This is a genomic window from Lysinibacillus sp. GW821-FHT14F06, from assembly GCF_058803665.1.
The window spans coordinates 1-25,191 of sequence record NZ_JBXAPF010000034.1 but is presented as its reverse complement, the minus strand read 5'-3'; the positions used below and the strand labels follow the sequence as shown (position 1 = coordinate 25,191).

General features: G+C 38.5%; 24 protein-coding genes. 6 read left to right on the top strand and 18 right to left on the bottom strand.

Translation table 11 applies throughout. The features are described 5' to 3' along the window. Nucleotides 1–74 precede the first annotated feature (74 nt). From rbsK to AC1RNS_RS21830, 11 genes are all read right to left on the bottom strand, one after another. Nucleotides 75–956: a ribokinase gene (rbsK, locus tag AC1RNS_RS21880; RefSeq protein WP_492995728.1), complete on the bottom strand. Its 882-nt coding sequence runs from the start codon at nt 954–956 to the stop codon at nt 75–77. Nucleotides 957–1,420: 464 nt separating this feature from the next. After that, nucleotides 1,421–2,011, bottom strand: a complete 591-nt coding sequence (gene leuD, locus AC1RNS_RS21875; RefSeq protein ID WP_492995727.1) for a 3-isopropylmalate dehydratase small subunit — start codon at nt 2,009–2,011, stop codon at nt 1,421–1,423. Nucleotides 2,012–2,041: 30 nt separating this feature from the next. Continuing rightward, the gene (gene leuC / locus AC1RNS_RS21870; protein WP_492995726.1) at nt 2,042–3,451 is read right to left on the bottom strand and encodes a 3-isopropylmalate dehydratase large subunit; all 1,410 of its coding nucleotides are present in this window, start codon (nt 3,449–3,451) and stop codon (nt 2,042–2,044) included. Nucleotides 3,452–3,467: 16 nt separating this feature from the next. After that, on the bottom strand, nt 3,468–4,568 hold the full coding sequence (gene leuB / locus AC1RNS_RS21865) for a 3-isopropylmalate dehydrogenase (RefSeq protein ID WP_427542728.1): 1,101 nt from the start codon (nt 4,566–4,568) through the stop codon (nt 3,468–3,470). A 175-nt stretch (nt 4,569–4,743) separates the two neighbouring features. Beyond that, nucleotides 4,744–6,282 carry a 2-isopropylmalate synthase gene (locus AC1RNS_RS21860; RefSeq protein ID WP_492995724.1) on the bottom strand — a complete coding sequence of 513 codons (1,539 nt, stop codon included), beginning with the start codon at nt 6,280–6,282 and terminating at the stop codon, nt 4,744–4,746. Continuing rightward, entirely contained in the window at nt 6,269–7,303 is a 1,035-nt protein-coding gene (gene ilvC, locus AC1RNS_RS21855; RefSeq protein ID WP_492995722.1) for a ketol-acid reductoisomerase, read from the bottom strand. Before ilvC ends, AC1RNS_RS21860 begins: the two co-directional genes overlap by 14 nt. A 97-nt stretch (nt 7,304–7,400) precedes the next feature. Then, nucleotides 7,401–7,916 (bottom strand): acetolactate synthase small subunit, encoded by a 516-nt coding sequence (gene ilvN, locus AC1RNS_RS21850; protein ID WP_492995720.1) that lies wholly within the window; start codon nt 7,914–7,916, stop codon nt 7,401–7,403. After that, nucleotides 7,913–9,679 carry a biosynthetic-type acetolactate synthase large subunit gene (gene ilvB, locus AC1RNS_RS21845; RefSeq protein ID WP_427542716.1) on the bottom strand — a complete coding sequence of 589 codons (1,767 nt, stop codon included), beginning with the start codon at nt 9,677–9,679 and terminating at the stop codon, nt 7,913–7,915. The genes ilvN and ilvB overlap by 4 nt, the downstream gene beginning before the upstream one ends. A 473-nt stretch (nt 9,680–10,152) precedes the next feature. Then, complete coding sequence (gene ilvD / locus AC1RNS_RS21840) at nt 10,153–11,823, bottom strand: dihydroxy-acid dehydratase (RefSeq protein WP_492995719.1); 1,671 nt, start codon at nt 11,821–11,823, stop codon at nt 10,153–10,155. A 358-nt stretch (nt 11,824–12,181) separates the two neighbouring features. Then, nucleotides 12,182–13,504, bottom strand: coding sequence for a D-arabinono-1,4-lactone oxidase (locus tag AC1RNS_RS21835; protein WP_492995718.1), 1,323 nt, complete (start codon nt 13,502–13,504; stop codon nt 12,182–12,184). Further along, a complete protein-coding gene (locus AC1RNS_RS21830) occupies nt 13,492–14,667 on the bottom strand; it encodes an amino acid deaminase/aldolase (RefSeq protein ID WP_492995716.1) in 1,176 nt (391 codons plus the stop codon). The genes AC1RNS_RS21835 and AC1RNS_RS21830 overlap by 13 nt, the downstream gene beginning before the upstream one ends. Nucleotides 14,668–15,121: 454 nt before the next feature. On the opposite strand from AC1RNS_RS21830, the gene AC1RNS_RS21825 reads away from it, so the two are divergent. Together AC1RNS_RS21825 and AC1RNS_RS21820 are read left to right on the top strand one after the other, a co-directional pair. Beyond that, complete coding sequence (locus AC1RNS_RS21825; RefSeq protein ID WP_492995714.1) at nt 15,122–15,670, top strand: cysteine hydrolase family protein; 549 nt, start codon at nt 15,122–15,124, stop codon at nt 15,668–15,670. Between the two features lie 116 nt (nt 15,671–15,786). Beyond that, the gene (locus tag AC1RNS_RS21820; RefSeq protein WP_492995712.1) at nt 15,787–16,044 is read left to right on the top strand and encodes a GlsB/YeaQ/YmgE family stress response membrane protein; all 258 of its coding nucleotides are present in this window, start codon (nt 15,787–15,789) and stop codon (nt 16,042–16,044) included. A 35-nt stretch (nt 16,045–16,079) separates the two neighbouring features. On the opposite strand, the gene AC1RNS_RS21815 is transcribed toward AC1RNS_RS21820, so the two are convergent. Then, nucleotides 16,080–16,775, bottom strand: a complete 696-nt coding sequence (locus AC1RNS_RS21815) for a lytic transglycosylase domain-containing protein (protein ID WP_492995711.1) — start codon at nt 16,773–16,775, stop codon at nt 16,080–16,082. Between the two features lie 169 nt (nt 16,776–16,944). On the opposite strand from AC1RNS_RS21815, the gene mscL reads away from it, so the two are divergent. The 3 genes from mscL to AC1RNS_RS21800 all read left to right on the top strand — a co-directional run bounded on the left by mscL (nt 16,945) and on the right by AC1RNS_RS21800 (nt 20,435). Continuing rightward, on the top strand, nt 16,945–17,334 hold the full coding sequence (gene mscL, locus AC1RNS_RS21810; protein WP_492995710.1) for a large conductance mechanosensitive channel protein MscL: 390 nt from the start codon (nt 16,945–16,947) through the stop codon (nt 17,332–17,334). Between the two features lie 816 nt (nt 17,335–18,150). Next, entirely contained in the window at nt 18,151–19,266 is a 1,116-nt protein-coding gene (locus AC1RNS_RS21805) for a methionine biosynthesis PLP-dependent protein (protein ID WP_492995709.1), read from the top strand. Between the two features lie 2 nt (nt 19,267–19,268). After that, on the top strand, nt 19,269–20,435 hold the full coding sequence (locus AC1RNS_RS21800) for an aminotransferase class I/II-fold pyridoxal phosphate-dependent enzyme (RefSeq protein WP_492995707.1): 1,167 nt from the start codon (nt 19,269–19,271) through the stop codon (nt 20,433–20,435). Nucleotides 20,436–20,901: 466 nt separating this feature from the next. Here the strand turns inward: AC1RNS_RS21800 and AC1RNS_RS21795 are convergent, their stop codons facing one another. Beyond that, nucleotides 20,902–21,330, bottom strand: coding sequence for an NUDIX hydrolase (locus tag AC1RNS_RS21795; RefSeq protein WP_492995706.1), 429 nt, complete (start codon nt 21,328–21,330; stop codon nt 20,902–20,904). A 320-nt stretch (nt 21,331–21,650) separates the two neighbouring features. Here AC1RNS_RS21795 and AC1RNS_RS21790 point away from each other — a divergent pair, with 320 nt between their 5' ends. Beyond that, entirely contained in the window at nt 21,651–21,872 is a 222-nt protein-coding gene (locus AC1RNS_RS21790; protein ID WP_492995705.1) for a GNAT family N-acetyltransferase, read from the top strand. A gap of 40 nt (nt 21,873–21,912) precedes the next feature. Here the strand turns inward: AC1RNS_RS21790 and AC1RNS_RS21785 are convergent, their stop codons facing one another. The 5 genes from AC1RNS_RS21785 to AC1RNS_RS21765 all read right to left on the bottom strand — a co-directional run bounded on the left by AC1RNS_RS21785 (nt 21,913) and on the right by AC1RNS_RS21765 (nt 25,031). Continuing rightward, entirely contained in the window at nt 21,913–22,308 is a 396-nt protein-coding gene (locus tag AC1RNS_RS21785) for a cupin domain-containing protein (protein WP_492995703.1), read from the bottom strand. Between the two features lie 394 nt (nt 22,309–22,702). Then, complete coding sequence (locus AC1RNS_RS21780) at nt 22,703–23,239, bottom strand: hypothetical protein (protein WP_492995702.1); 537 nt, start codon at nt 23,237–23,239, stop codon at nt 22,703–22,705. 196 nt (nt 23,240–23,435) lie between these two features. Next, nucleotides 23,436–23,765 carry a GNAT family N-acetyltransferase gene (locus AC1RNS_RS21775; RefSeq protein WP_492995756.1) on the bottom strand — a complete coding sequence of 110 codons (330 nt, stop codon included), beginning with the start codon at nt 23,763–23,765 and terminating at the stop codon, nt 23,436–23,438. A gap of 23 nt (nt 23,766–23,788) precedes the next feature. Continuing rightward, complete coding sequence (locus tag AC1RNS_RS21770; RefSeq protein ID WP_492995700.1) at nt 23,789–23,950, bottom strand: hypothetical protein; 162 nt, start codon at nt 23,948–23,950, stop codon at nt 23,789–23,791. A gap of 70 nt (nt 23,951–24,020) precedes the next feature. Then, nucleotides 24,021–25,031: a hypothetical protein gene (locus tag AC1RNS_RS21765; protein WP_492995698.1), complete on the bottom strand. Its 1,011-nt coding sequence runs from the start codon at nt 25,029–25,031 to the stop codon at nt 24,021–24,023. Nucleotides 25,032–25,191 lie beyond the last annotated feature (160 nt).

The window sequence follows — 25,191 nt, the reverse complement described above, 5'->3', positions numbered from 1 at the left end:
TTATTTCATATATAACCAAGTAACATTTACGTATATTATTTCCTGTTTTATTGAAAATATAAATTTCATATCTATTATTCTTCTAATCCAGCCATACGTGCATATACCTCTCCAAGTGTCGGCATGCCACCTTGAGCACCAAATTTCTCTATGGATAAAGAGGCTGCAATGTTAGCAAAATATAAAGCCTGATCTAATGACTCCCCCTCTACTAAAGCATAGGCAAGTGCTCCGTTAAAAGTATCACCTGCACCTGTTGTATCTACTGCCTTCGTCATATAAGCTGGCACATGAATCGGGTATTCCCCATCAAAATACCGAGCTCCATCACTTCCTAAGGTTACAATCAATTTATTTGGATATTTTTCTAAAATAGTGTCAAAATCATCGCCAAAAATTTCTGCACATTCTGTTTCATTCGGTGTAATATACGTAATATCTTCCATCCATTGGACATCAAAATTAGCTGCTGGTGCGGGATTTAATAGCACAGGTATATTGACTTCTTTGCATAATTTTATGGCATAGGCCACTGTTTCCTTAGGGATTTCTAGCTGTATAATGACCATTTGGCTTTGCTGAATGATTTCCTTTGCCGTTTCTATCTTTGCAGGCTTTAATTCATAATTAGCACCAGGCACTACAATAATGCGGTTGTCGTGATTATAGATTAAAATATTTGCAATTCCAGTAGGCACTGCTGTACTTTCAATAGCCTTTGTTTGGATAGACTCTTGCTGCAAAACCTTTTGTAAGGCATCACCAAAGCTATCTGCGCCCACACAGCCAATCATTGTAACCTCACTTCCAAGACGTGCGGCAGCAATTGCCTGATTTGCCCCCTTTCCGCCTGGTGACGTTTGAAACGCTGAACCTAAAATCGTTTCACCTTGCTTTGGAAAAGTATCCATTTGTACAACCAAATCCATATTTAGACTTCCTATAACTGTAATCATCTTTTTCACTACCTTTCTTTGCTTATATTCTATCGAAGAAAATATGATAGGAACAAGGATAAAATAATCGTTTGATATAAACGTAACCTGAGCAATTCCAATCCTACCCGAGTAGTACTTCCTATTGTCTGAGCGGTTTTCTCCCTTCCCTGAGCGTTCCTCCTGCTACCTGAGCAATTTTCTCTCCTACCCAAGTGGTTCTTCCTATTGCCTGAGCGATTTTCTCTTCTACCCGAGCGGTTCTTCTTGATACCTGAGCGGTTTTCCCTACTTCCCGAGCGGTTCTTCTTGATACCTGAGCGGTTTTCTCTCCTACCTGAGCGTTCCTACTGATACCTGAGCGGTTTTCTCTCCTCCCCAAGCATTCAGCATCCTCCATTTAACCAGCAAGCTCTTTTAACTTCAATAAAAAAACTGAAGACAATCGTAACCTTGTCTTCAGTCTTAGAAAAAGTATTCATCTATTAAAATACAATACGTTTTGCTTCGTAAGCAGCGATTTGTTCCTCGTATTTAATTGTTAGAGCAATTTCATCCCAGCCATTAAGTAAAGTCTCTTTATAATAAGAATCGATGTTAAACTTATAGACGATTCCATCTTCACCCGTTACTGATTGAGCTTCAAGATTGACTTCCATCGTGTAGGGCTTATCGAGGCCCTTTGCTAAAATTTCATCACACTCTGCTTCTGTTAGTTTAATTGGTAAAATGCCATTTTTAAAGCAGTTATTATGGAAAATATCTGCAAATGATGGTGCGATAACGACATTGAAGCCATAATCTAGGATAGCCCATGGAGCATGTTCACGAGAAGAACCACATCCAAAGTTATCTTGTGCTACTAAAATTTTAGAGTTTTTAAATTCAGGTTTATTTAACACAAAATCTGAAATTTCATTACCCTGTGCGTCAAAACGCCAATGGTAAAATAAAAATTGTCCAAAGCCTGTGCGCTCAATTCGTTTTAAAAATTCTTTCGAAATAATTTGATCTGTATCTACGTTTTTTCGATCAAGTGGTGTTATGACACTCTTCACGATATTAATTGGTTCCATGTTCAATCATCCCTTCCGTGTAAAACAAACTTACACCGTTTCCTTTACAAATTCACGTACATCCACAAAATGTCCAGCAATTGCTGCGGCTGCTGCCATCGGTGGAGATACAAGATGCGTACGAGAACCAGCTCCCTGGCGCCCTTCAAAGTTACGGTTGGATGTAGATGCACAGCGTTCACCAGCAGGAACGACATCATCATTCATAGCTAAGCACATGGAGCAGCCTGATTCACGCCATTCAAAGCCTGCTTCTGTAAAGATTTTATCTAACCCTTCTGCCTCAGCTTGTTTTTTCGTAGAATGGGAGCCTGGCACAACGATTGCTGTGACATTGTCATGCACCTTTCGTCCTTGGATGACACTTGCCGCTGCACGTAAATCACTGATACGTGAGTTTGTACAAGAGCCAATAAATACGTGTTGGATATCGATGGATGTTAATGGTTGACCTTCTTCTAAGCCCATGTAGGTAAGGGCTTTACGAAGTGCCGCTTTATCTGATTCATCCACATAATCCGCTTGTGTTGGAACTGTTCTTGAGACACCTGTACCCATCGAAGGATTTGTTCCCCAAGTAATGATAGGCTCAATCTCTTCTGCTTTAATAATACGAACTGTATCATATGTTGCATCCTCATCTGAGGCAAGACTTACCCAATAGGCTGCTGCTTCATCAAATTTTTCTCCCTGCGGTGCATATTTACGATCACGTATATAGTCCACAGTAATTTGGTCAGGTGAAATAAGACCAGCCTTTGCACCTGCTTCAATAGACATGTTACAAATTGTCATACGTTCTTCCATTGATAGTTTGTGGATAGCCTCTCCAGTGAATTCCACAATATGACCAGTACCAACCCCGATACCGAATTTAGCAATAATTGCTAGAATAATATCTTTTGCAGCTACACCTACAGGTAGCTCGCCTTCTACACGAATTTCCATTGTTCTTGGCTTGTTTTGCCAAAGTGTTTGTGTTGAAAGTACATGCTCTACCTCAGACGTACCAATACCAAAGGCAATAGCTCCAAAGGCACCATGTGTGGACGTATGGGAATCACCGCAAACTATTGTTTTACCAGGCTGTGTTAAGCCTAGTTCTGGTCCAATAACATGAACAATTCCCTGATCAGGATGCCCCATTCCAGCTAGCTCCACACCGAATTCTTCAGCATTTTTAGCCAAAGTTTCTATTTGATTACGCGCAATCGGGTCATTGATTGTCGGTAGATTTTTGGTTGGCACGTTATGATCCATTGTTGCAAAGCTTAAATCTGGCCGACGCACCTTACGTCCGTTCATACGTAGACCTTCAAAAGCCTGCGGAGAAGTAACTTCATGAATTAAATGAAGATCAATATATAACAGGTCAGGTTTGCCCTCTTCCTGATAAACAACATGTTTATCCCAAATCTTTTCAATTATATTTTTACCCATTGTCTTCACCTATTTCTTAAATGTATGTTGTCATAATGCTTTCTGAAACAAAGCTAGTATCAATCTCGTTAATTACTTTATCTGTCCATTCATTTGTAGATAGAATACGGTCACCATCACGAGCAAGATCTGCTGTGAAATAACCATCATCAAATACTGCACTGACTGCACGTTCAATTTCTGCAGCTTCTTCTTTTAAGCCAAATGAATATTGCAACATCATCGCAACAGAAAGAATAGTTGCTGCTGGATTTGCTACACCTTGGCCCGCAATTTCTGGTGCTGAGCCATGTACTGGTTCATATAGACCGAAATTATCGCCACGAATGGATGCCGATGGTAATACTCCTAAAGAACCTGTAATAACAGATGCTTCATCACTTAAAATATCACCAAACATATTTTCAGTAACGACCACATCATAGTGGCCTGGATTTGTAATTAATTTCATCGCAACTGAATCGACTAAGTTGTGCTCAACCTGTACATCTGGATACTCTTTTTTCTTCGCTTCTACTACTTCGCGCCACAGTCGACTAGTTTCAAGCACATTTGCTTTATCGACAGAACATAATTTGCCTCCACGTAAGCGTGCTAATTCAAAGGCATTTTCAACAATCCTTTCAACCTCAGCAGTTGAATAAACGGTTGTATCAATCGCTCCATTTTCAGTACGCATACGTGGTTCCCCGAAGTATACGCCGCCTGTTAATTCACGTACAATCATTAAATCGACGTTTTCGGCAACTTCACGCTTTAATGGTGAAGCATCAAGTAAACTCGGGAACGCCTTTACTGGACGTAGATTTGCAAATAAATCAAAATGCTTGCGAATACGCAATAAGCCTTTTTCTGGACGTAATTCAGGTGGATTATTATCCCATTTTGGACCACCTACTGCTCCAAGCAGAATAGCATCGCTGTTTTCACACATTTCAATTGTCTCATCTGGTAGTGGATTATTGTGTTGGTCGATGGCAGCGCCTCCGATTGTTGCATAACCTAAATGGAATTTATGGTTGAAACGTTTACCAATTACTTGCAATACACGTACAGCAGAAGCAACAACCTCTGGGCCAATTCCGTCACCAGGAAGTACTGTAATTTTTTTCTCCATCGTCAAAACACCTTTCTTTGTATAGTGTAGATATACACTATTTTAGTAAAGACTCTCACCTATATGTATAGATGAGAGCCATCAATTACATCACGGCATAATTGCCTAAAGGTTGTAAATGTTACGAAGTCCATTCACAACCACTGATCTGTGACATTCACCAGAGGCTAAATGCTTAACTAACAGGTTGTGCACGTAAACTTGCCTGAATTAAATGACGATTAATAGCATTTAGATAAGCTTTTGCGGAAGCCTCTAATACATCCTGTGAGGAATTTCTGCCAGTTGTTGACACATCATCATAACGAATATTAATGACGGCTTCCCCTAGTGCATCTCGCCCCTTGCCAACAGATTTTACACGGTAATCTATCACATGAATATGTCCCTGTACAAGTTGCTCAAGCGTATTGAAGATTGCTTCCACAGAGCCTGAACCTGTTGCAACAACCGTCTTTTCAACCCCTTCAGGTGTGTGCACGATCGCTGTTGCAGTTGGAATATTTTCTGTACCATATTGTACCTGTACCATCTTTAATTCAAAGAGTGGTACATCTTCTAGTTGAACTTGTTGTTCTGTTAAAAGAGTTAATAAGTCCTCTTCCGTAATTTCCTTTTTACGATCAGCAAGTTTCTTAAATTCAGTAAACGCATTGTTTAATTTGTCATCCGAAAGATTGAAGCCCATTGTTTCTGCACGATCACGGAATGCCGCGCGACCTGAGTGCTTTCCTAAAACAAGAGGTACCTCACCTTCACCAATAAGAGCAGGTGAAATAATTTCATACGTTTCTGGATTCTTTAACACACCATCTTGATGGATACCAGATTCGTGTGCAAATGCATTTTTACCAACAATCGCTTTATTCGGTTGAATAACCACATTCGTCAATTTACTGACTAATTGAGATGTGCGTTTAATTTCTTGTAATTGAATGCCTGTTTCTACAGGATAGATATCTTTGCGGATATGAAGAGCAACTGCAATTTCTTCAAGTGCGACATTTCCAGCACGCTCTCCTATACCGTTAATCGTACCCTCAACCTGAGAGGCCCCATTTTCAATAGCAGCAATCGTATTAGCAGTCGCCATACCTAAATCATCGTGACAATGTGCAGAGAATTTTACTGTTTCAGCACCTTTCACATTTTCAAGGAGAAATTTAAATAATGCACCATATTCTTGTGGAGATGCATACCCCACTGTGTCAGGCACGTTAATTGTTGTCGCTCCCGCTGCAACCACCTCATTGATAATACGGACTAGAAACTCACGATCTGAGCGGAACGCATCTTCTGCAGACCACTGTACAAGCGGAAAGAATTTTTTTGCGTATTTTACAGCTTCAACCGCTTGTTCCACCACTTGTTCCGGTGATTTTTTTAGCTTGTATTCCATATGAATTGGTGAGGTTGCTAGGAAAATATGGATATGTGGCTGCTCGGCTACTTTAATCGCATCCCATGTTGTATCGATATCCTTTTGGACACAGCGAGCTAAGCCTGTAACGATGGAGTTTTTCACGGTGCCTGCAATGCGATTTACCGCATCAAAGTCACCAGGTGACGAAGCAGGAAAACCTGCTTCAATAATTGTCACCCCTAGACGTTCTAGTTGCTTGGCGATTTCAATCTTTTCTGCTGTATTTAAATTAATACCAGCAGATTGTTCGCCGTCGCGAAGAGTTGTATCGAAAATATCAATTTTTCGCACTTGTAGCCACTTCTCTCACAACTTTTTCTTTCCCTTCGTTGATGAATGGCATCATAGCACGTAATTTAGCACCAACTTCTTCGATTTGGTGGTTTGCACCTGCTTCTTTGAATTTTGTATATTCAGGACGACCATTTTCGTTTTCTTGAATCCAACGGCGAGCAAACGTACCATCTTGGATATCTGTTAATACTTCTTTCATACGACCTTTTACAGATTCGTCGATAATACGTGGCCCTGCAACATAGTCACCCCACTCAGCTGTATCTGATACTGAGTAACGCATTGTTGCCATACCGCCTTCAAACATAAGGTCAACAATTAATTTTAATTCGTGAAGTGTTTCAAAGTAGGCTAGTTCTGGTTGGTAACCAGCTTCAACTAATGTTTCAAAACCTGCTCTTACTAATTGTGTAGCACCACCACAAAGTACTGCTTGTTCACCGAATAGGTCTGTTTCAGTTTCCTCTTTGAATGACGTTTCAAGCAGACCACCGCGAGCTGAGCCAATTCCTTTTCCGTATGCTAGAGCTAAGTCTTTTGCTTGACCTGTTGCATCTTGATGGATTGCGAATAAGCCTGGTACACCTGCACCTGCTTGGTATTGACGACGTACTAAGTGTCCTGGACCTTTTGGTGCCACTAAGAATACATCAACATCTGCTGGTGGTGTAATTTGTCCGAAATGAATATTGAAGCCGTGTGCAAACATAAGTGCTTTACCCGCTTCAAGATGTGGAGCAATTTCAGCCTCATAGACAGCTTTTTGGCGCTCATCTGGAAGTAAGATTTGGATAACATCTGCTTCTTGTGCTGCCTCTGCAACAGTTTTAACGTCTAATCCATCAGCCTTAGCTGCATCGAAAGATCCACCTGGACGAACACCTACTACTACATCAAAACCTGATTCTTTTAGGTTAAGTGCGTGTGCATGTCCTTGTGAGCCGTATCCGATAATTGCGATTTTTTTTCCTTTTAATACTTCCTCGTTGATGTTTTGTTCATAGTACATAGTAGTCATTGTTTGTTTCCTCCTAAATTATGGGTTTAAATTTCGGCTTTAAATGCACAGTACTGGATTGTGCTATGCATCTAAAGCGATCAATTTTATATGCAAACTATTTTAAAATAGAGAGCTGTGGATTTGAGATTTTTTGTGTTTCTCGAACAGAGGCAGTTGCTCCTGTACGTGTTAATTCTTTAATTCCATATGGTCGAATGAGCTCTATAAAGGCATCAATCTTATCTGGATGTCCTACAACTTGATATGTGACAACGTTTTTCGCTGTATCAATAATTTGTGGACGGAATGGTTCAACAATTGAATTCATTTCCAGTCGTAAATTTGGTGGTGAAATAACTTTGACAAGCGCTAACTCACGTAACACGATTGATTTATCTGTTATATCATTGACCTTTAATACATCAATTTGTTTTGATAACTGCTTCACCAACTGTTCAATCTTACTCTCATCTTCTACATGTACAACAAATGTCATTTTTGAGAAGTTAGGCTGCTCTGTATGACCAACTGTAATGGATTCAATATTGAATTGACGTTTCATCAGCAAGCCTGTTACACGGTTTAATACGCCACTTTGGTTAATCACTGTTACTGTAATTACTCGTTTCAATTCTTTTTCACCCCAATCATTTCGTGCAAGCCTTTACCAGGTGCTACCATCGGATAAACACATTCAAGCTGTTTAACACGACAATCAATCAATACTGGATCATCTGAAAGAAGGGCCTCACGGAAAATGCTTTCTGCTTCATCGATTGTATTAATACGATAGCCCTTAATACCATATGCATCAGCTAATTTAACAAAGTCTGGTTGGATTGGCATTAATGAAGATGAATAGCGTTCCTCATAGAATGTTTGTTGCCATTGGCGTACCATTCCAAGACAGCTGTTATTTAAAATCACCACTTTTACTGGTAGGTTGAATTCTTTTAGTAGGGATAGCTCTTGTGCAGTCATTTGGAATCCTGCATCCCCTACAATAGAAACAACCTTTTTATCTGGCTTCGCAAACTGGGCTCCAATTGCAGCTGGGAAGCCGAAGCCCATCGTACCAAGTCCACCAGACGTTACCCATCCATGATCATTATTTAAGCGATAATATTGTGCAGCCCACATTTGATGCTGCCCAACATCCGTTGTAACAATTGCATCGCCTTCTGTAATTTTATGCACAAGCTCTAATGCTTCCTGTGGTAAAACTTCCTTTTCTTCAGAATCTTTACAATACCACAGAGGGTATTCATTGGCATTATTTCTTAAGTATGCCAACCATTCTGCTGTATCAGGACCCTCAAAATCCTTTTTCAGCAATGCTTTTAATGCTTCTTTTGCATCTGCCACAATTGGAATATCAGTTGGTACATTTTTGCCAATTTCTGCTGGATCAATATCAATGTGAATAATTGTCGCATTTGGAGCAAATGTTGCTAAATTCCCAGTTAGGCGATCATCAAAACGGGCGCCGATATTTACTAATAAATCAGATTTTGTAATAGCTGTATTCGCAGTAACAGTACCATGCATACCAGCCATTCCGATAAATAATTCATGTTCTCCATGGATGGAGCCAAGCCCTAAAAGCGTGTTTGTTACTGGAATACGGTATTTTTCAGCAAATGTTGTTAATTCTTCACGTGCATCCGCAAAGAGAACGCCAGCACCAGCTAAAATAAGGGGATTCTTTGCTAATGAAATAGCCTGAATCGCTTTTTGTATTTGTAAATAGTTCGGCTTATAGGTTGGTTGATAACCTGGTAAATAAATTTCATTTGGAGCTTGTGGAGGATTTTCCACATCAAACAGCATTTGAGACACGTTTTTTGGGAAATCCACTACTACAGGACCTTTTCTGCCTGTGTTTGCGATATGGAAAGCCTCTTGTACAATGCGCGGAATATCATTGACATCCTGTACCTGGTAGTTATGCTTTGTAATTGGCGTTGTAATTCCCATGATATCAGCTTCTTGGAATGCATCTGTACCAATGACAGATGTGGCCACTTGACCTGTAAAAACAACTAACGGAATCGAGTCAATCATGGCATCAGCAATACCTGTAACTAGATTTGTTGCTCCTGGTCCACTAGTGGCAATGACAACACCTGGTTTATTGGAAACCCGTGCATATCCCTCTGCTGCATGGATTGCCCCTTGTTCATGTCTAGTTAAAATATGACGAATTGGATTTTTATACATTGCATCATAAATTTGTAGAACAGCTCCACCTGGATAACCGAAAATAATTTCGACACCTTGATCATGCAATGCTTGCACTAATACGTCAGCACCATCTTTCGCTTGATAGGTTTGTTCAGCCTTTGCTGTTGTTGCTAATTCTTCTTTTTCATTGATAGAAACATTCGCACTCATCAAATATGCCTCCTTCTTCTTATTCATTCAATTTCACATTAGTGATGCGCATCAGTGAAGTATAACTGGCTGAAGGTCTCCTAAAAAAGTAAGAGATCTTCTGAAACGTCGACAAAAATAATAAAAAGCCTTTTTCTCCACACGCAAAGAACTACCTTACGTAGGGATGAAAAAGACTTTCCATGGTACCACCCTTTTTTATAGCAAAAAACTTGCTACCTCGTGAATAAATGAAAGCATTTATGGACCAATGCGAAATCATCGCATCCAATACGGCGTCATAAAACATTTATTCATTAATAACGAGCACTTTCGATTATGCCCGGAGCTATCTAATGGCAACTGCGTTTAATAGCTCACTCCGAGGGGATGTCGGATCTAGTTGTATCGCCGGCTTCCAGCACGACCGGCTCTCTGGTAGATACAAGGTTCTAGAACCTTTAACCTCATCAACGTTTTAACATATCAAATTGTTAAATTTTCATCACGCCACCTGTAGAAGCGTTTGTTACTAATTTCGAATATCTTGCAAGCCAACCACGTTTAATTTTTGGTTCAAATACTGGTAGTTTTGCACGACGTTCAGCTAAAACTTCATCTGAAACTTCTAAATTGATTGTACGATTTGGTAGATCAATTGTGATGATATCACCGTTTTCAACTAATGCGATTGGACCACCTTCTGCTGCTTCTGGTGAAATATGTCCAATTGAAATACCGCGAGATGCACCTGAGAAACGTCCATCTGTAATTAATGCAACCTTCGTGCCAAGACCTCGACCTTGAATCGCAGATGTTGGTGCGAGCATTTCAGGCATCCCTGGGCCACCTTTAGGTCCTTCGTAGCGAATGACGACTACATGGCCCTCTTTCACTATTCCATTATCAATATTTTCTTGTGCCGCTTCCTGTGAATCAAAGACGATTGCTTCGCCTCTGAATACCTGAATAGAAGGGTCTACAGCTCCTACTTTAATAACAGAGCCTTCTGGTGCGATATTACCAAATAAAACGGATAAGCCACCGACTGGGCTATATGGATTGTCTTTTGTGCGGATAACTTGATCATTTGTGATGTGATAATCCTTTACAAGTTCTCCCATAGTTACACCAGCAACTGTTGGACGATCCGGATGAATAGCTCCCGGAATAGATACTAATTCATTAATAATGGCACTAACGCCACCTGCTTTATTAATATCATCCATTGAAAGATCTGAAGCTGGCATAATTTTTGCTAAATATGGAACACGTTCTGCCACTTTATTAATATCTTCAATGTTATAATCGATTTCAGCCTCATTCGCAATGGCTAACGTATGAAGGACTGTGTTTGTTGATCCACCCATCGCCATATCCAGTGCAAATGCATCATCAATTGCCTCTTTTGTAATAATGTCACGAGGCTTAACATCTTCTTTAATCATACGAACTAGCTGTTTAGCCGCCTCTTTTATAAGCTGATGGCGGTCTTCAGATGTAGCAACGATTGTACCATTACCTGGTAAAGCTACACCTAACATTTCCATTAAGCAGTTCATAGAGTTTGCTGTGAACATTCCTGAGCATGAGCCACATGTTGGGCATGCGTTATTTTCAATATCTAATAGCTCTTCAGCTGACATTTTCCCTGATTTATGTGCCCCTACCCCTTCAAATACAGAAGTTAATGATAGTTGCTTGCCTGTTGCAGAAGTACCAGCCTCCATTGGACCACCAGAAACGAAAATTGATGGTACGTTAGTACGAACTGCTGCCATTAGCATTCCCGGTGTAATTTTGTCACAGTTTGGAATGTAGAATACTCCATCAAACCAGTGTGCATTAATTACAGTTTCCGCAGAGTCTGCGATAATTTCACGGCTCGGTAAGGAATAACGCATACCAATATGCCCCATCGCAATTCCATCATCTACACCGATAGTATTAAACTCGAATGGAATTCCTCCTGCTTCAATAATGGCTTCTTTGACAACATCAGCAAATGTACGTAAATGAACGTGACCTGGTATAATGTCGATGTAAGAATTACAAACCCCAATAAATGGCTTGCCTAAATCTTTTGCTTTTACTTTGCCTGTTGCATATAAAAGGCTTCGATGCGGCGCACGATCTACGCCTACTTTTATCATGTCACTTCTCATTTTAAACGCCCCTCATTTATTGCTATGTTCGTTGCTATATACAAAATGTTCTGTCTATTTTGTTTTTGTCTATATGTTATCTGCCTGAAAGACAGCTAACTGCTATAACGAACGTGTTAAATTGTTGTTATCATAGTACGAAAAAAAGGTCTCGTCAACAGTATTTTTTGAATTGTTTAAACAATTTAAATTATTCATTAAATTTGAAATCGTTTTCATGCTGATTAAGCATCACTTTTATCTCGTTTTGATAAATTTTTTGACATTTCGTTCAAATTTAAATTTTTCATAAATTATCTTCGTGCAGACTCCCTAATTCATTTAAAGATGAGTGGAAAACTACAGTATAAAATAACGCCTATAATGTGAATAATTTACTTAAATAACCAGTAAAAAACACATTATCTGGATCATACTGATGACGGATCGCTAAAAACTTCTCGATATCTGGATATAGTTCGTATACATATTGAGCAGTTAGATGGTTTTGTTTCCCCCAATGTGGACGACCCTTATATTTCTTCATCATCGTATGAATCCATTCAAAATAAGGTTCTTCAGGCATTCCTTTATACATATGAAAGGCAATAAAGGCTGATTCTTGCCCCTGTGTAGGACTTAAATAACCCGCTTCTCCCGCTGTAGTTCTACATTCTAATGGAAAATGAACATTAAAATGCCCCTTTTTGAAGGTTGCATGTATCTCCTCCATACAGGCTTCGAAATATATTAATGGAATAGCATATTCACTCTCTTGGAACCTTACGCTTCTTGGGGATGGATAAATTTCATAACTAATACCTGTTTTCTCCCCTTCTACAACATTTGCTGCTGCTATCTTACTCAAAGCACCACTTAACAAAGGTTTCCATTTACATAGCTCAGACATAGCAAAAAAGGCACCGTTTTCTACTATTTGAAGTTTCATTGTTTCAATTCTCTTGCTCCAGTCACTTTGATAAACTGGGTCTACGGCATTCATGCGTTTAACCTGTATGGTCTCACTACCAGGAAAATAAAACCATTCCACATGACGATGCTGTCGAATATCCTCAGCAAAGTTTGTCAGTCCGTTTGTCAGCTTATCCCTTGTTCCTACATAATGTAAGCCGTAAAGAGGTATTACTTTAATTGTCACCTTCACAAGTACACCAAGCATACCGAGCGATACATGTAGAGCCTCAGATAAATCATCCAAGCCTCTAGTATGCTCTCGATATGTCCCAGTGCCGTCAACAAACCCCCATTTTGTGACTGTTGAAGATAACGAGCCTAGTGTTACTCCTGTTCCATGTGTACCTGTTGACACGGCTCCTGCAATGGATTGTTCCTGAATATCTCCCATATTACTAAGAGCAAAGCCAAGTTTTGCAAGCAGAGGTCCTATTTCATATAAATAGGTACCAGCCCAGAGTGTTGCCTCTTGCTTTGCCTCATTTACAGCGATAAGCCCACGCATTTTATGTAAAGAAAGTGCGATATGCTCAGGCATTGCTACAGCACTAAAGGAGTGGGCTGCACCTGTGACACGAATTGTTTTTCCCGATTCATGCGCTTGCTTTACTATATTGACTACATCCTCAATCGATTGAGGTAAATACATTTCACCTGGATAAGAGATCACATTGCCAGCCCAATTCGTCCATTTCTCACCATTTTTCCATTTCTCTATAGAAAACATTGTCCATCCCCCCTATAAGTATTAAAGGACCCTGCATACTTGTCCCCTCGAATACCATGCAGTTTTTGAAATCTTTCACAAAGCTCTCCTGCCTTTGCGTGTCGAAAATACAATGTATCACCTACTTTAACTTTTTTATGCTTTACCTTAATCGGTGACTGAACTTCCCCCGCTCCTTCTAAGCTAAGATATGAATAGAAGGCAGGCTCGTAGAATACTGGTAAACGATCAACACCGATTGCTCCAGAGGCAGTGTATCCTCCTCCATGACAAACAACAATATTTTTTTCTGGCTTCCTTGTTACTCTTAAAGCAAATCCAGCAGCCTTTTCAAGTTGTAAATGGGTGAATTGATCAAACAATGCTGGTGCATAAAATGCAGAGCCCACTGTTATTTCAGTTACCTCTCTCTGCTGTGCAGTATACGCCATACTTCCTGATCCGCCACCATTGATAAAGCGAATTTTAGGAAAATACGCCTTTATATGAGCAATGGCTAATCGACGAAACTGAGTAACTTGCTTTTTAGCTCGTTGCTGCATAGCTTCTATAATTCTTCCTTTTATAGCATTTGCAGGTCGATTGCCCACTCCTGCAATTTGTGCCTCGTAGCCCATAGCCCCCACTACCTCGATATACGGTTGTTGTTCGATAAATTTCAAGAACGGTGTTAATGACTCTAGTGAATAAAGTGAAGAACGTTTTGTACCGAAATAAAGTAATTTAAAATCATTGGATACATTAATATCTATACATACCTGTACACGAACGCCAAGCTCTTGTCCAAGCCTAGCTAAAAATGACACATGCTCCTGCTTATCCACCATAAAAGTGACAGTTTTTCCTGCTTTTACGAAGTGTAATAACTGTCGTACTGAGTCTTCTTCCATTACTGGATAGCCAAGCAATAAATCGTCAAAATGCTGCTGCAATAAGAAAAGAGTCTCTGCAGCTGTAAACGTCATATATCCAATACCATTTGGAAGGTTGTCGTGTATATAACGTAGTATCTCTATAGAGCGAATAGATTTTGTAGCAATTCGAATATTTTTTTCTCCACAATCATTGCGGACAGTTGCAATATTTTTATCTAAAGCATCAAAATCTATCCAAGCAAATGGTCGCTCTATTTCTTGAAAAGCTTGGTCAAATCTTGTTGTCATCCAATCACTCCTTTACATGTACTATGTATTTGTTCATTGTCTAAAAAATTCCTTTTCATATCACTCTTTCAAAAGTATTTCATATAATAGTTCAAGACAACAAAAAACAACCGTGGACATATCATCAGAATAGCCATCACGGTTGCTTTAGTTTTCGACAAGCATTAAACTCACCTTTCTATATTATTATTATTAGCTTATGAGACAAAAATGAACTCTGCTGCTATATTTAGCATCACAAGTAAATGTAAACCTGCAATAAGTAAACCTTGTCGATTTAAACGCTTCATAATTGTCATATCCATAAATAACACTCTCCTTTTTTCATATTATACTCACATAAAAACCAATTTTCAAACTATTCTTAATATTAAAATATATTCATTTTTCTGACAACCAGGCCCAAATATGGCATGATTAAAGTGAAATTATACCTATTGGGAGAGTGAAAAAATTGAAAAAAGCGTTATTAGTTATCGATTATACGTATGATTTTGTAGCTTCTGACGGAAAACTAACATGTGGTGAACCCGGTCAAGCATTAGATGAAAAAATAGCATCCTTAATTGAACAGTTTATTGCTGATCAAGAATTAGTTGTTTTTGCCAATGATTTACATGAGGAAAATGATAGCTTTCATCCTGAAACAAAGCTATTTCCTCCACACAATATTCGTGGCTCAAAGGGGCGCCATTTATATGGGCAAGTTGGCGAAATGTATAATCTTAACAAAGATAAGGTAATATGGCTTGATAAAACACGTTATAGTGCATTTGCAGGAACTAATTTATTCATATTATTGAAAGAACGAGGCATTGAAGAAATTCATTTAGTTGGTGTATGTACGGATATTTGCGTATTACATACAGCAGTCGATGCTTATAATTTGGGTATTTCTACAGTTGTTTATGCACGTGGAGTTGCAAGTTTTGATGTTGCAGGTCATGAATGGGCATTACGTCATTTTGAACAAACATTAGGTGCAATAGTCATACAGTACTAAAAGCCATATCATGGATTTGTAATAAAAACCATAGAAGCTAGGTGCGTTTAATATGCCCTATTCAGGGTATAACTAAGTAATCGCCATTATATCTTAATTTTAAGGAGATGAAGAAAATGATTAGCTTCATTTGGTATTTAATCATCGGCGGTATTTTAGGTTGGTTAGCTGGTGTCATTTTAGGAAAAGATGTACCTGGCGGCATCATTGGAAATATCGTTGCAGGGATTGTCGGTTCATGGATTGGTAGTATGGTTCTGGGCAATTGGGGTTGGAGAGTTAGTGATTTTTACGTATTCCCAGCATTAATTGGTGCGATTGTGCTTATTTTCATCGTAAGCATTATTTTAAAGAGTATGCGTAAAGCAACCTAGATATGTTGGAAAGAGCCATCAATTTTGATGGCTCTTTACTTTTTGTCATTTAACAGCATTGCTTGTTTCAACTCATCATGATAATCGTTATATAAATTGAAATAATGTAACACCTTTTCAACATATTCATCACTATGATTGTACTGAAAAACAGCTTGTTTTACATCACCGTTTGCTGCCCCGTATTTTGATAAATAATTTGCCGCACTATAAACGGCATCCTCAATATCATATGGATCAGCAATTCCATCACCATTGGCATCAACACCATATCCACCATATTTCTTTATGGCTTCTGGACTCATTAGTTCTGCTTTTGAAATATTTCCTTTTCCTAAGCCTGAACAGGAAGGATGTTTCCAGCCCACGAATGTACAGGGCATAAATTGCATGTGACCTTCAGCCCCTGCTGGTGATACAAGGGATTTCATGGAGGAAAAGCGAGTTTCAATCCGATGATGGGCTGCTAGTAAAGTCCATGGAACACCATACTTCTCCTCTGCGGCTACATAAATAGGAATAAATTGTTCAGGAATTTTCATATCAAAGCTTTGCTGAATTTCTTCTATTGCCCGTTGTTGAGCAATTTTCTCGAATATCGGTAATGTTTGAAGCTCCTTCCAAGCAAAAAAAACAAAGACATACATTGTTATTGCTATAGGTACTAATAATGCTATCATTCCCAATTTAACGGATGATGATAATGGTTTTTTCTTCATGTTTTTCGTCATAATTCACACCTAATTAATTATTCTCTTTCTATATTACCAAATTTGTCGTTTTTTGTAGTAGATTTTTCAGTATATAATTTCCACTATTATAACAGTTGAAATGAATGGGAAAAATATAGTAAAATATATTTCGATTCATTTATATGGATAAATACTGGAGGAATTTGTTTTGTGGAAAGACTTTAAAGAGTTTGCTATGAAGGGCAATATTGTCGATCTAGCAGTAGCAGTAGTAATTGGTGGTGCTTTCGGTAAAATTGTTACCTCCTTAGTTGCAAATATCATTATGCCATTAGTGGGTATTTTAACAGGTGGTATCGATTTAACAGAAAGCTTTGTCTATGGCTCTGGAGATGCTACAGTTAAATTGGGTGAATTTTTACAGTCGATTATTGACTTTTTAATAATTGCCTTTGCAATTTTTATGGCATTACGAATTATGACCAAGTTTTCTCGTAAAAAAGAAGAAGCAATTGTGGAAGAACCAGCACCTGAATTAGATGCGAAGGAAGAGCTGCTAAAGGAAATTCGAGATTTATTAAAAAAAGAACAAGCATAAAATTTATCAATTTCGCCTTGGCGTAATTGTAGCTGCCGCTTTGCTTTCGCTACAGATAAACAATGCGTCCGGATTTTGAATTGTGCCCAGGCCTGCACGAGGGCCGACACGATGTCGGTCATTTCGGCAATGCCACAGGACGTGGCGTTTTTACCGAGGCAGGTCAGTTAGCCGTTTTCGCAGGATGCGAAGGTTTTAGGCTAACATCCTTTATTCATTCCCTTGAAAATCCGTGACATCCGTCGGAGGCTTTGGGCCAACAGTTGTTTTTTGCGCGAAAGCGTAGTACTAACGTAGCGTCAGTAGCAAGATGTTGGTCACTCAGTCATTGCCACAGGATGTGGCGTTCTTAGACTTAGTTCATCTATTTCAGTAGGTGTTTGGACTCCCACTGAAAAGGAGAACCAAAACCGCATTCATCTCACCACCTGTAGAGGTGGAAGTCTTCTACTGAATGAGGATAAAAGAATCTGTCGCATTTCCTATTAGGAAGCAGGCAGATTCTTTTATTTTTAAAACAACAATTAGAAGCTTTTTGAGTAAAGTGTCATGATTTAAAGGAATATAATCCCTTGCCTTACTAGCCATAAGGGCACATTTTTTAGCATTCCTTGTTCCACCTATTACTCCTGGATACTCCTCCTTCTACCATCTCCTACTATTCCTAGGCGATTTACCTTAAATAATCTAGCTAATTTTCTGAAATCATCTTGTTCTTCTTTACTATACATGTTAAATTGGTAACAATTATTGAGAATATGGATAAAGAGAAAATTTGACTCTTTCCATGACTATGATGAAGAAAAGAGTGACAATATGACAATCAACAGAAGTATTGAAACAAAACTTGTACAGCTTGGCAATTTAAGTGATCCAAGAACAGGTGCTGTCAGCCCACCAATCCATCTATCAACAGCGTACAAGCATACAGGAATTGGTGAATCCACTGGTTTTGACTATACACGTACAAAAAATCCAACCCGTACCTTATTAGAAGAAGGAATTGCAGATTTAGAGGGTGGGGACATGGGCTTTGCCTGTAGCTCAGGTATGGCCGCTATTCAGCTAATTCTATCATTATTTAAGCCTGGGGATGAATTAGTCGTGCCTGATGATTTATACGGAGGTACATATCGACTTTTTAATTTCTTCGAAGAAACCTATAATATTAAGCCTATTTACTCCAAATTTGAATCCGTTGAACAGGTTGAAGCTTTAATCAATGACAAGACACGTGCCCTTTTCATTGAAACTCCGACAAACCCACTTATGCAGGAATTTGATTTGCAAACATACGCGGAATTAGCCCACAAGCATGGTGCATGGTTGATTGTTGATAACACATTCTATACACCATATTTCCAACGCCCAATCGAATTAGGTGCAGACATTGTTATTCATTCAGCTACTAAGTATATTGGTGGTCATAATGATGTCTTAGCAGGTTTAGTTGTTGCAAAAGGCGCTGAATTAGCTGAGCGTATTGCCTTTCTTCATAATGGCAGCGGAATGGTATTAGGAGCGATGGATGCTTGGTTACTTATTCGCGGCTTAAAAACAATGCATCTTCGTCTAAAGCAGCACGATGCAAATGCTAAAGCAATTGCAGCCTATTTAGAGAATGAAGAGCTTGTAACTGACGTGTTATATACAGGAAAGGGTGGTATGCTGTCCTTCCGTTTACAGAAGGCTGAGTGGATTGACCCATTCCTTCGAAACTTAAAATTAATTACGTTCGCTGAGAGCCTTGGCGGTGTGGAAAGCTTTATTACATATCCTGCTACTCAAACACATGCAGATATGCCATATGAGGAACGCATTGAACGTGGCGTATGTGATCGTTTACTACGCTTCTCAGTTGGAATTGAAGAGGCTGAGGATTTAATTGCTGATTTAAAACAAGTATTCGATATCCTTAGAAAAGAGGCATAGACATGAAGCAACGTATTGAAACAAGCCTAATTCACGCAGGTGTTCGTGACGGCTACGCTAATAAAAAAGGTGCAGTCAATGTGCCTATGTATTTATCATCGACGTTTCATCAGGAGAGTATTGATGAATTTGGTGAATATGATTATGCTCGTTCAGGTAACCCTACAAGAGATGCATTAGAAAAAGCAGTTGCAGAACTCGAAGGTGGAGTTCGTGCCCATGCATTTTCTTCTGGAATTGCCGCTGTGTCCGCAACCTTGATGCTATTATCTCAGGGTGATCATATTGTGTTGACAGAAGATGTTTATGGTGGAACATACCGTTTCGTCACTAAAGTATTACCACGTTTTGGTATAAAGCATACTTTTGTTGATTTCACAGATTTAGCAGCCGTTGAAGCGGCTATCACACCTACAACTAAATTGCTTTATATGGAAACACCATCAAATCCAACTCTTGGCATTACAGATATTCGCGGGGTAGTTACCTTAGCCAAACAACATAATTGTTTAACGTTTTTAGATAATACATTTATGACACCTTTACACCAACGCCCACTTGAGCTAGGCGTAGATGTTGTCATCCATAGTGCTACAAAGTTTTTATCTGGACACTCTGATATTATTGCAGGATTGACGGTTACAGCTGATGAAAAGCTAGGACAAGATCTTTACTTTATCCAAAATTCATTCGGCAATATTCTAGGTGTACAGGATTCCTTTACATTATTGCAAAATATGAAGACAACTGATGTACGCTTTAGCCGCTCCGCTGAATCGGCACAAAAAATCGCAGAGTTTTTAGCTACAAACGCTCTTGTCGAGCAAGTATATTACCCTGGGCTTGCATCTCATCCAGGCTATGATATTCATCGTAGTCAATGCACTAGTGCAGGTGCTGTCCTATCTTTCCGCCTGCCAAGCTACAATGCCGCAAAAGCTCTTGTAGAAGCAATGAAAATTCCTGTTTTCGCTGTTTCTCTTGGTGGTGTTGAATCAATTTTATCCTACCCTGCCAAAATGAGTCATGCTGCGATGGAACCTGAGGAACGTGCAAAACGTGGTATTACTGACGGACTATTACGCTTCTCAGTAGGACTAGAGCATGTTGACGATCTGATCGCTGATTTCGCTCAAGCATTAGAAATTGCCGCAAAGGCTAAAAAATAGCAAACAAAACAACCGCGTCTCTATCAACTAGAAACGCGGTTGTTTTATTTGCCCCACTCAATAAAGCACTTTTCTTTTGCCATAGCAACTGCTTCCGCTTGGGATTCCCCATTCAAGCGTGCAAAAATTTCACAAATTCTCAGCCTATTATATAGAACAGTTGAATCATTACTGACTTCCATTTTATTATTGTTTGTTATTTTTCCACTCTGTAATGTGATTGGTAAAAAATATAGCTTTTATTCATGGCTGCCTTTGCTGTAAACTGAATCCTTTTTCATGTTAAGTTTAGGAGACAATGGCTATGGAATTTTTTATTAATTAGTTGCGGTTTACTTTTTCAAACTTTAGCTGTCCGTAAATTTCCCAACAATTATTTCTGAATAATAAAGCTGAAGACTAATAAACATAGTCTCTCGCTGATTTTCAGCTTTCCCCAAATGACTCAATAATAATGGACATACACTTAATGATTAACATGGGCCATTAGTCTATACAAATAATCTCCATGCCCTTTTGCTAGTGTCACTTCCTGTTCATCTGTTATCCAATAAAAGGAGAATATAAAACCTGTTTCGTTTAAGCCTGTAGGATGATGCTGCCATGTATCTCGTTTTTCATTTGTCGTTAGATGATAAAAATAGCGTTTTTGTAAAGCGCCTGAATAATGATTAAAATAATCTTCAGCAATTAATCCCTTAACTGTTAAATGCGATAAGCCTGTCTCCTCAAACATCTCTCGAGATACAGCCTCTAGCGGTGCTTCCCCTTCCTCTACTGTGCCTTTTGGAATTTGGATACCTGCTCCTTCTGTATTTTGCTCAAATACTAGCACCTGTAACTGCCCCTCATGCTCTCTCGTAATATAGCCAAATGCTTTTTCAACAACTTGCATGAAGTCATCTCCTTTCACATGATTTAATGTTACAATAAATATAAAAATTGGAATTGTAGGTAGAAAGTGTTGACATTAATTATACGGCAGATGCAAGAGAATGACATCTTTTTCGTGCAAGAAATTGCCAAGAGAAGCTAACATCAAACATACGAAAGCATCACCCCACGCGACAACTAGGATCGTTTTTTACAGATTACTTATAGTAGAGAGCGCTTAAAAGAACGTCTAGAAAGCAATTTTTTTAGTTACTATACTAGAGGAATCAATAGAAGGCTTTCCTAATTTTTTAAAATGTAAAAAATGATGAAGCTGAGCTTTTGGCAATCTATATTCTTCCTGAAACACAGGGCAAAGGTATTGGCTCAGCGCTATTACAGCAAGGTATCCAAATGTTTTCAGAAATCAAGTCACTTATCGTTTATGTAGAGAAGGAAAATACAACAGGTATGAGCTTTTATCAAGCAAGAGGCTTTGTTAGAATAGCAGAGTATGATGATCTATTCGATGGGCATATATTACAACGATTAAACTCAGTTTAAAACTATAACGGAGCTAAAACTACTCCGTTACAATTTGTGACTAGGCAAGATTGATTTGCTTAGATTCAAGGATAAGTGCTGTTAATCCTGTATCGCTTCCAGATTCATGTGCTTGTCCTGTTTGCCAAAGCACACCCTGACCAGCCTTTAAAAATATCTTCTCCCTATTTGCTCCACAAACCCATCCTTCACCTTGAATGACTATAAATAACTGTGGAACAGGGGCCTCATGCATGCCAACAACACCACCTGGCTCTATATACATAAAGCCAATACTTGTTGGTTCTACCGTTCTCATTATCCTCTTATAGAAAGCGTCTACTGAATCATAATTTATAATTTGATTGGCAAACTCTTGTGTGAAATTAAAAATTTTCATGTGATTTACATATTCCTTCCTTAAACCTTCTTTTTCCTCAATAGCATTGTAAAACAACCCATACCTTCTCATTTTGTTTATTTTTACAATCTTCCTCACGAATCTAGAAAAATAATCTATCGCTATCCCCCAACATAAACCCGAGCTCATCCTCAGAATAAATCTGAAGCAATAATTGATAATCTAGTCGCTCCAGGACTCTAATTCCTGTCTGCGTGGATCATCGTAACCTGTTGAGTCACACAATCTAAGCGTTTTGTTATAAGTTGACATTCCAAATACATATCGCCTTGAAAGGTATCTAGATAACCGTCTATGCGGTGAGTAACCATATCACCTTTCTCTTCCACTGTTATAGCTATCAACCTCCTTTTTACTTAAAATTTCTTTTAAATTGGTTGAGTAAGGAGATTGCCATAATGGAAGTATCCACTCGATTTTAAATTGTTGGCTATGCTAATTCTTCCTGTGCAAATGCTAACAGCGTCTTATCTTCTTTCTTGAAATAAAAAGCAAATGCATCATAGCCATTTCTTTTTATTGTGTTCCAGTCTGCTGTCTCTCCGCTGATCAGTTGTACATAACCTTGGTCATCTACCTCATAGTCGTCCACTTCTTCATCGTAATCAATATTATAATAAAATGATAATACAATTTCCGTTGCGGGCATGTTATATTTTTGAAGTGGACGATTACCACGTTGCTCTATTGTATATTCATCACAAAACAACGCATTATAGCCATGCATGGTCCCATCAAACAGTAAAATTTCCTCTGCTGTTAATGGGTCATTTGCGACGATTTTAGCGGTTGAGCCTGTAATGAAAGGCATTTCCTCCCCCTCAATCAACAACAAATCACCATAATACCAAATTTCAAATTGTTGATTGCCAGCGCTAGAACAAAGCTGTAATTGTGATTCAACCTCGTCCAGTTGTTGATCATTTTCTGCAAATTGCTGTAAATAAGTTGGAATTGGAATAATCATCGCTGTCTCTCCTTTATAAATTATCTTAAACAACATCATCATAAAAAGAAATATTCACCTTTATCAAAAGAGGAAATGGAGATGTTAAAGTGATAATGGAAACGTGCAGTAAACAGAAAGTGACCTATTTTCATTTTAGGTCACCCTTTTTTTATAAAAATTTATAGCTAGAATTTGATTAGCCAATTTAATGAAATCAAACCATCTTATACATTAAAACATCATCAATATATTGCTTATCATTTAACTTAATTTCATTGATTTTCCTTCCTTCCTCCACAAATCCCATCTTTTTATAGAGCGCAATGGCACTTTCATTTGTTGAAAATACACCAAGACTAATTTTTTCAATATGTGGATTGAGCTCTGCCCACTTTAATAGCTGCTCAAGCAAACGTTTTCCAATTCCCAGACCACGATATTCATTTAATATCAACATACTGAAGGAACCTGTATGAGCTAATCTTTTTCGATTGGGTGTTTGAAACACAAGCCAGCCAACCGTTTTTTCTTGATATTGTGCAATTAAGATTATTTCCTGTTCATTTGCTAATTTTGCTTGTATCCATTTTTTTGTTCACCAATCGTTTGCTGGAATTCCTCTAACGTAGTGATTAAATAATCTTCTTCTGCTAAAACCTCACTCTGAATTGCCAGTATATTTTCAGCATCCTCTTCAGTGGCAACTCTAATTTTAATTTGTTCTTTCATTCAAATCTCTCCCTTTAAAAATATCAGCACAAAAAGTCTCCTTATATGGACATAAAGGAGACTAATGAATTTAATGATTTCTAGTCAGATATCTTTGGAAATTTTTTAAATCCTTTACTAAAAACTCATTGGATAACCAAGCATTTGTTGTCTTGATATCCTCCATAAAATTGGAAAGAGAGGTTTTATCTAATTGACTAAAATGCTTTGAAACCCCAGTATTTTTAATGGTTTCTTGCCAATTACCATAGTCTTTTATTTTATCTTGCACGAGATTTGGTTGATTTGTATAAATCGATTTAACCAATTGATTATATTCCTTGAATGCTTCCACAAGCGCATCTTTATCCTGTTTTTCAGTAGCAGCTACTATTTTATCTTTAAAGCTCTGCCATTTTTCAGGAAAGGCCTCTTTCACTAAATCATCTATATGAATGTAATCATCCGGTGCATGTACTAACGGGCCCTTCTCAATAGCATATGAAACAGTACCATTGTCATTTTTCTTGCCATTGACCGCAAATTTTGCAATCGTTGTCATAGCCTCCATAAAATCTTTTGCCTGTTTCCCCTCTAAGTAGTTGTCTGCAATAAATTGTGCTTTTTCTACACCAAGCGAAATCATGGCTTGGCGCTGTTCTTCTGTCATATTGCCAACATTGTGTACTAAGAGATTTTGAGATATTGTTGAGTATGCAGCATCAAGCACTTGCTGACTTGCACCATTTAAGCTATTGACAAGTTTCTCATTTGTTTGAATATGCGGAATGATGATAGCAAGAACATTATGTTCAATTTCCTCATCAAGTCGTGCCTGCTGTTCCGCACGAATAGCAAGCTGCTCCTCACTTTCGACGAAGTTTAATTTACCCCCATCCTTAAACATGGAGGCTATTTTTTGTGCTATCTCCTCTGGTGCATCTTGCAGTTGAATTTGAGAATCGAATAAACTACGTGCTTCTTTTCCAATTATGACAGCATCCTGATCCTTTTTTAAGGCTTGAGAATTTCCATCTCCCTTAGACGAAGTATTAATAGTTTGAAGAAAATTTACTGTATTTGTATAAGATGCTATTTTCATTATAATCCCCTCTCTTTTTAAATTAGTCAGCGTTTATATCGGATTAATTGCAAAATACTTGAAAATAAAATAATAACTTGTAAAAATCAGAACCACCAGTCTAACTGGTGGTTTGCTCTACGCGTGAAACGCTGGGGTACTGGCCCATGTCTAAAGACAC

What these genes read in the sequence shown, in the direction of transcription:
- leuB (WP_427542728.1), bottom strand. Translation starts at nt 4,568, where the DNA reads ATGGAGAAAAAAATTACAGTACTTCCTGGTGACGGAATTGGCCCAGAG.
- AC1RNS_RS21765 (WP_492995698.1), bottom strand. Translation starts at nt 25,031, where the DNA reads ATGAAAATAGCATCTTATACAAATACAGTAAATTTTCTTCAAACTATT.
- rbsK (WP_492995728.1), bottom strand. Translation starts at nt 956, where the DNA reads ATGATTACAGTTATAGGAAGTCTAAATATGGATTTGGTTGTACAAATG.
- AC1RNS_RS21795 (WP_492995706.1), bottom strand. Translation starts at nt 21,330, where the DNA reads ATGCAAGTTGTTGAAAAAGCATTTGGCTATATTACGAGAGAGCATGAG.
- AC1RNS_RS21835 (WP_492995718.1), bottom strand. Translation starts at nt 13,504, where the DNA reads ATGTTTTCTATAGAGAAATGGAAAAATGGTGAGAAATGGACGAATTGG.
- ilvC (WP_492995722.1), bottom strand. Translation starts at nt 7,303, where the DNA reads ATGACTACTATGTACTATGAACAAAACATCAACGAGGAAGTATTAAAA.
- AC1RNS_RS21800 (WP_492995707.1), top strand. Translation starts at nt 19,269, where the DNA reads ATGAAGCAACGTATTGAAACAAGCCTAATTCACGCAGGTGTTCGTGAC.
- AC1RNS_RS21830 (WP_492995716.1), bottom strand. Translation starts at nt 14,667, where the DNA reads ATGACAACAAGATTTGACCAAGCTTTTCAAGAAATAGAGCGACCATTT.
- AC1RNS_RS21780 (WP_492995702.1), bottom strand. Translation starts at nt 23,239, where the DNA reads ATGATTATTCCAATTCCAACTTATTTACAGCAATTTGCAGAAAATGAT.
- leuC (WP_492995726.1), bottom strand. Translation starts at nt 3,451, where the DNA reads ATGGGTAAAAATATAATTGAAAAGATTTGGGATAAACATGTTGTTTAT.
- leuD (WP_492995727.1), bottom strand. Translation starts at nt 2,011, where the DNA reads ATGGAACCAATTAATATCGTGAAGAGTGTCATAACACCACTTGATCGA.
- AC1RNS_RS21805 (WP_492995709.1), top strand. Translation starts at nt 18,151, where the DNA reads ATGACAATCAACAGAAGTATTGAAACAAAACTTGTACAGCTTGGCAAT.
- ilvB (WP_427542716.1), bottom strand. Translation starts at nt 9,679, where the DNA reads ATGAGTGCGAATGTTTCTATCAATGAAAAAGAAGAATTAGCAACAACA.
- ilvD (WP_492995719.1), bottom strand. Translation starts at nt 11,823, where the DNA reads ATGAGAAGTGACATGATAAAAGTAGGCGTAGATCGTGCGCCGCATCGA.
- AC1RNS_RS21820 (WP_492995712.1), top strand. Translation starts at nt 15,787, where the DNA reads ATGATTAGCTTCATTTGGTATTTAATCATCGGCGGTATTTTAGGTTGG.
- AC1RNS_RS21815 (WP_492995711.1), bottom strand. Translation starts at nt 16,775, where the DNA reads ATGACGAAAAACATGAAGAAAAAACCATTATCATCATCCGTTAAATTG.
- AC1RNS_RS21770 (WP_492995700.1), bottom strand. Translation starts at nt 23,950, where the DNA reads ATGAAAGAACAAATTAAAATTAGAGTTGCCACTGAAGAGGATGCTGAA.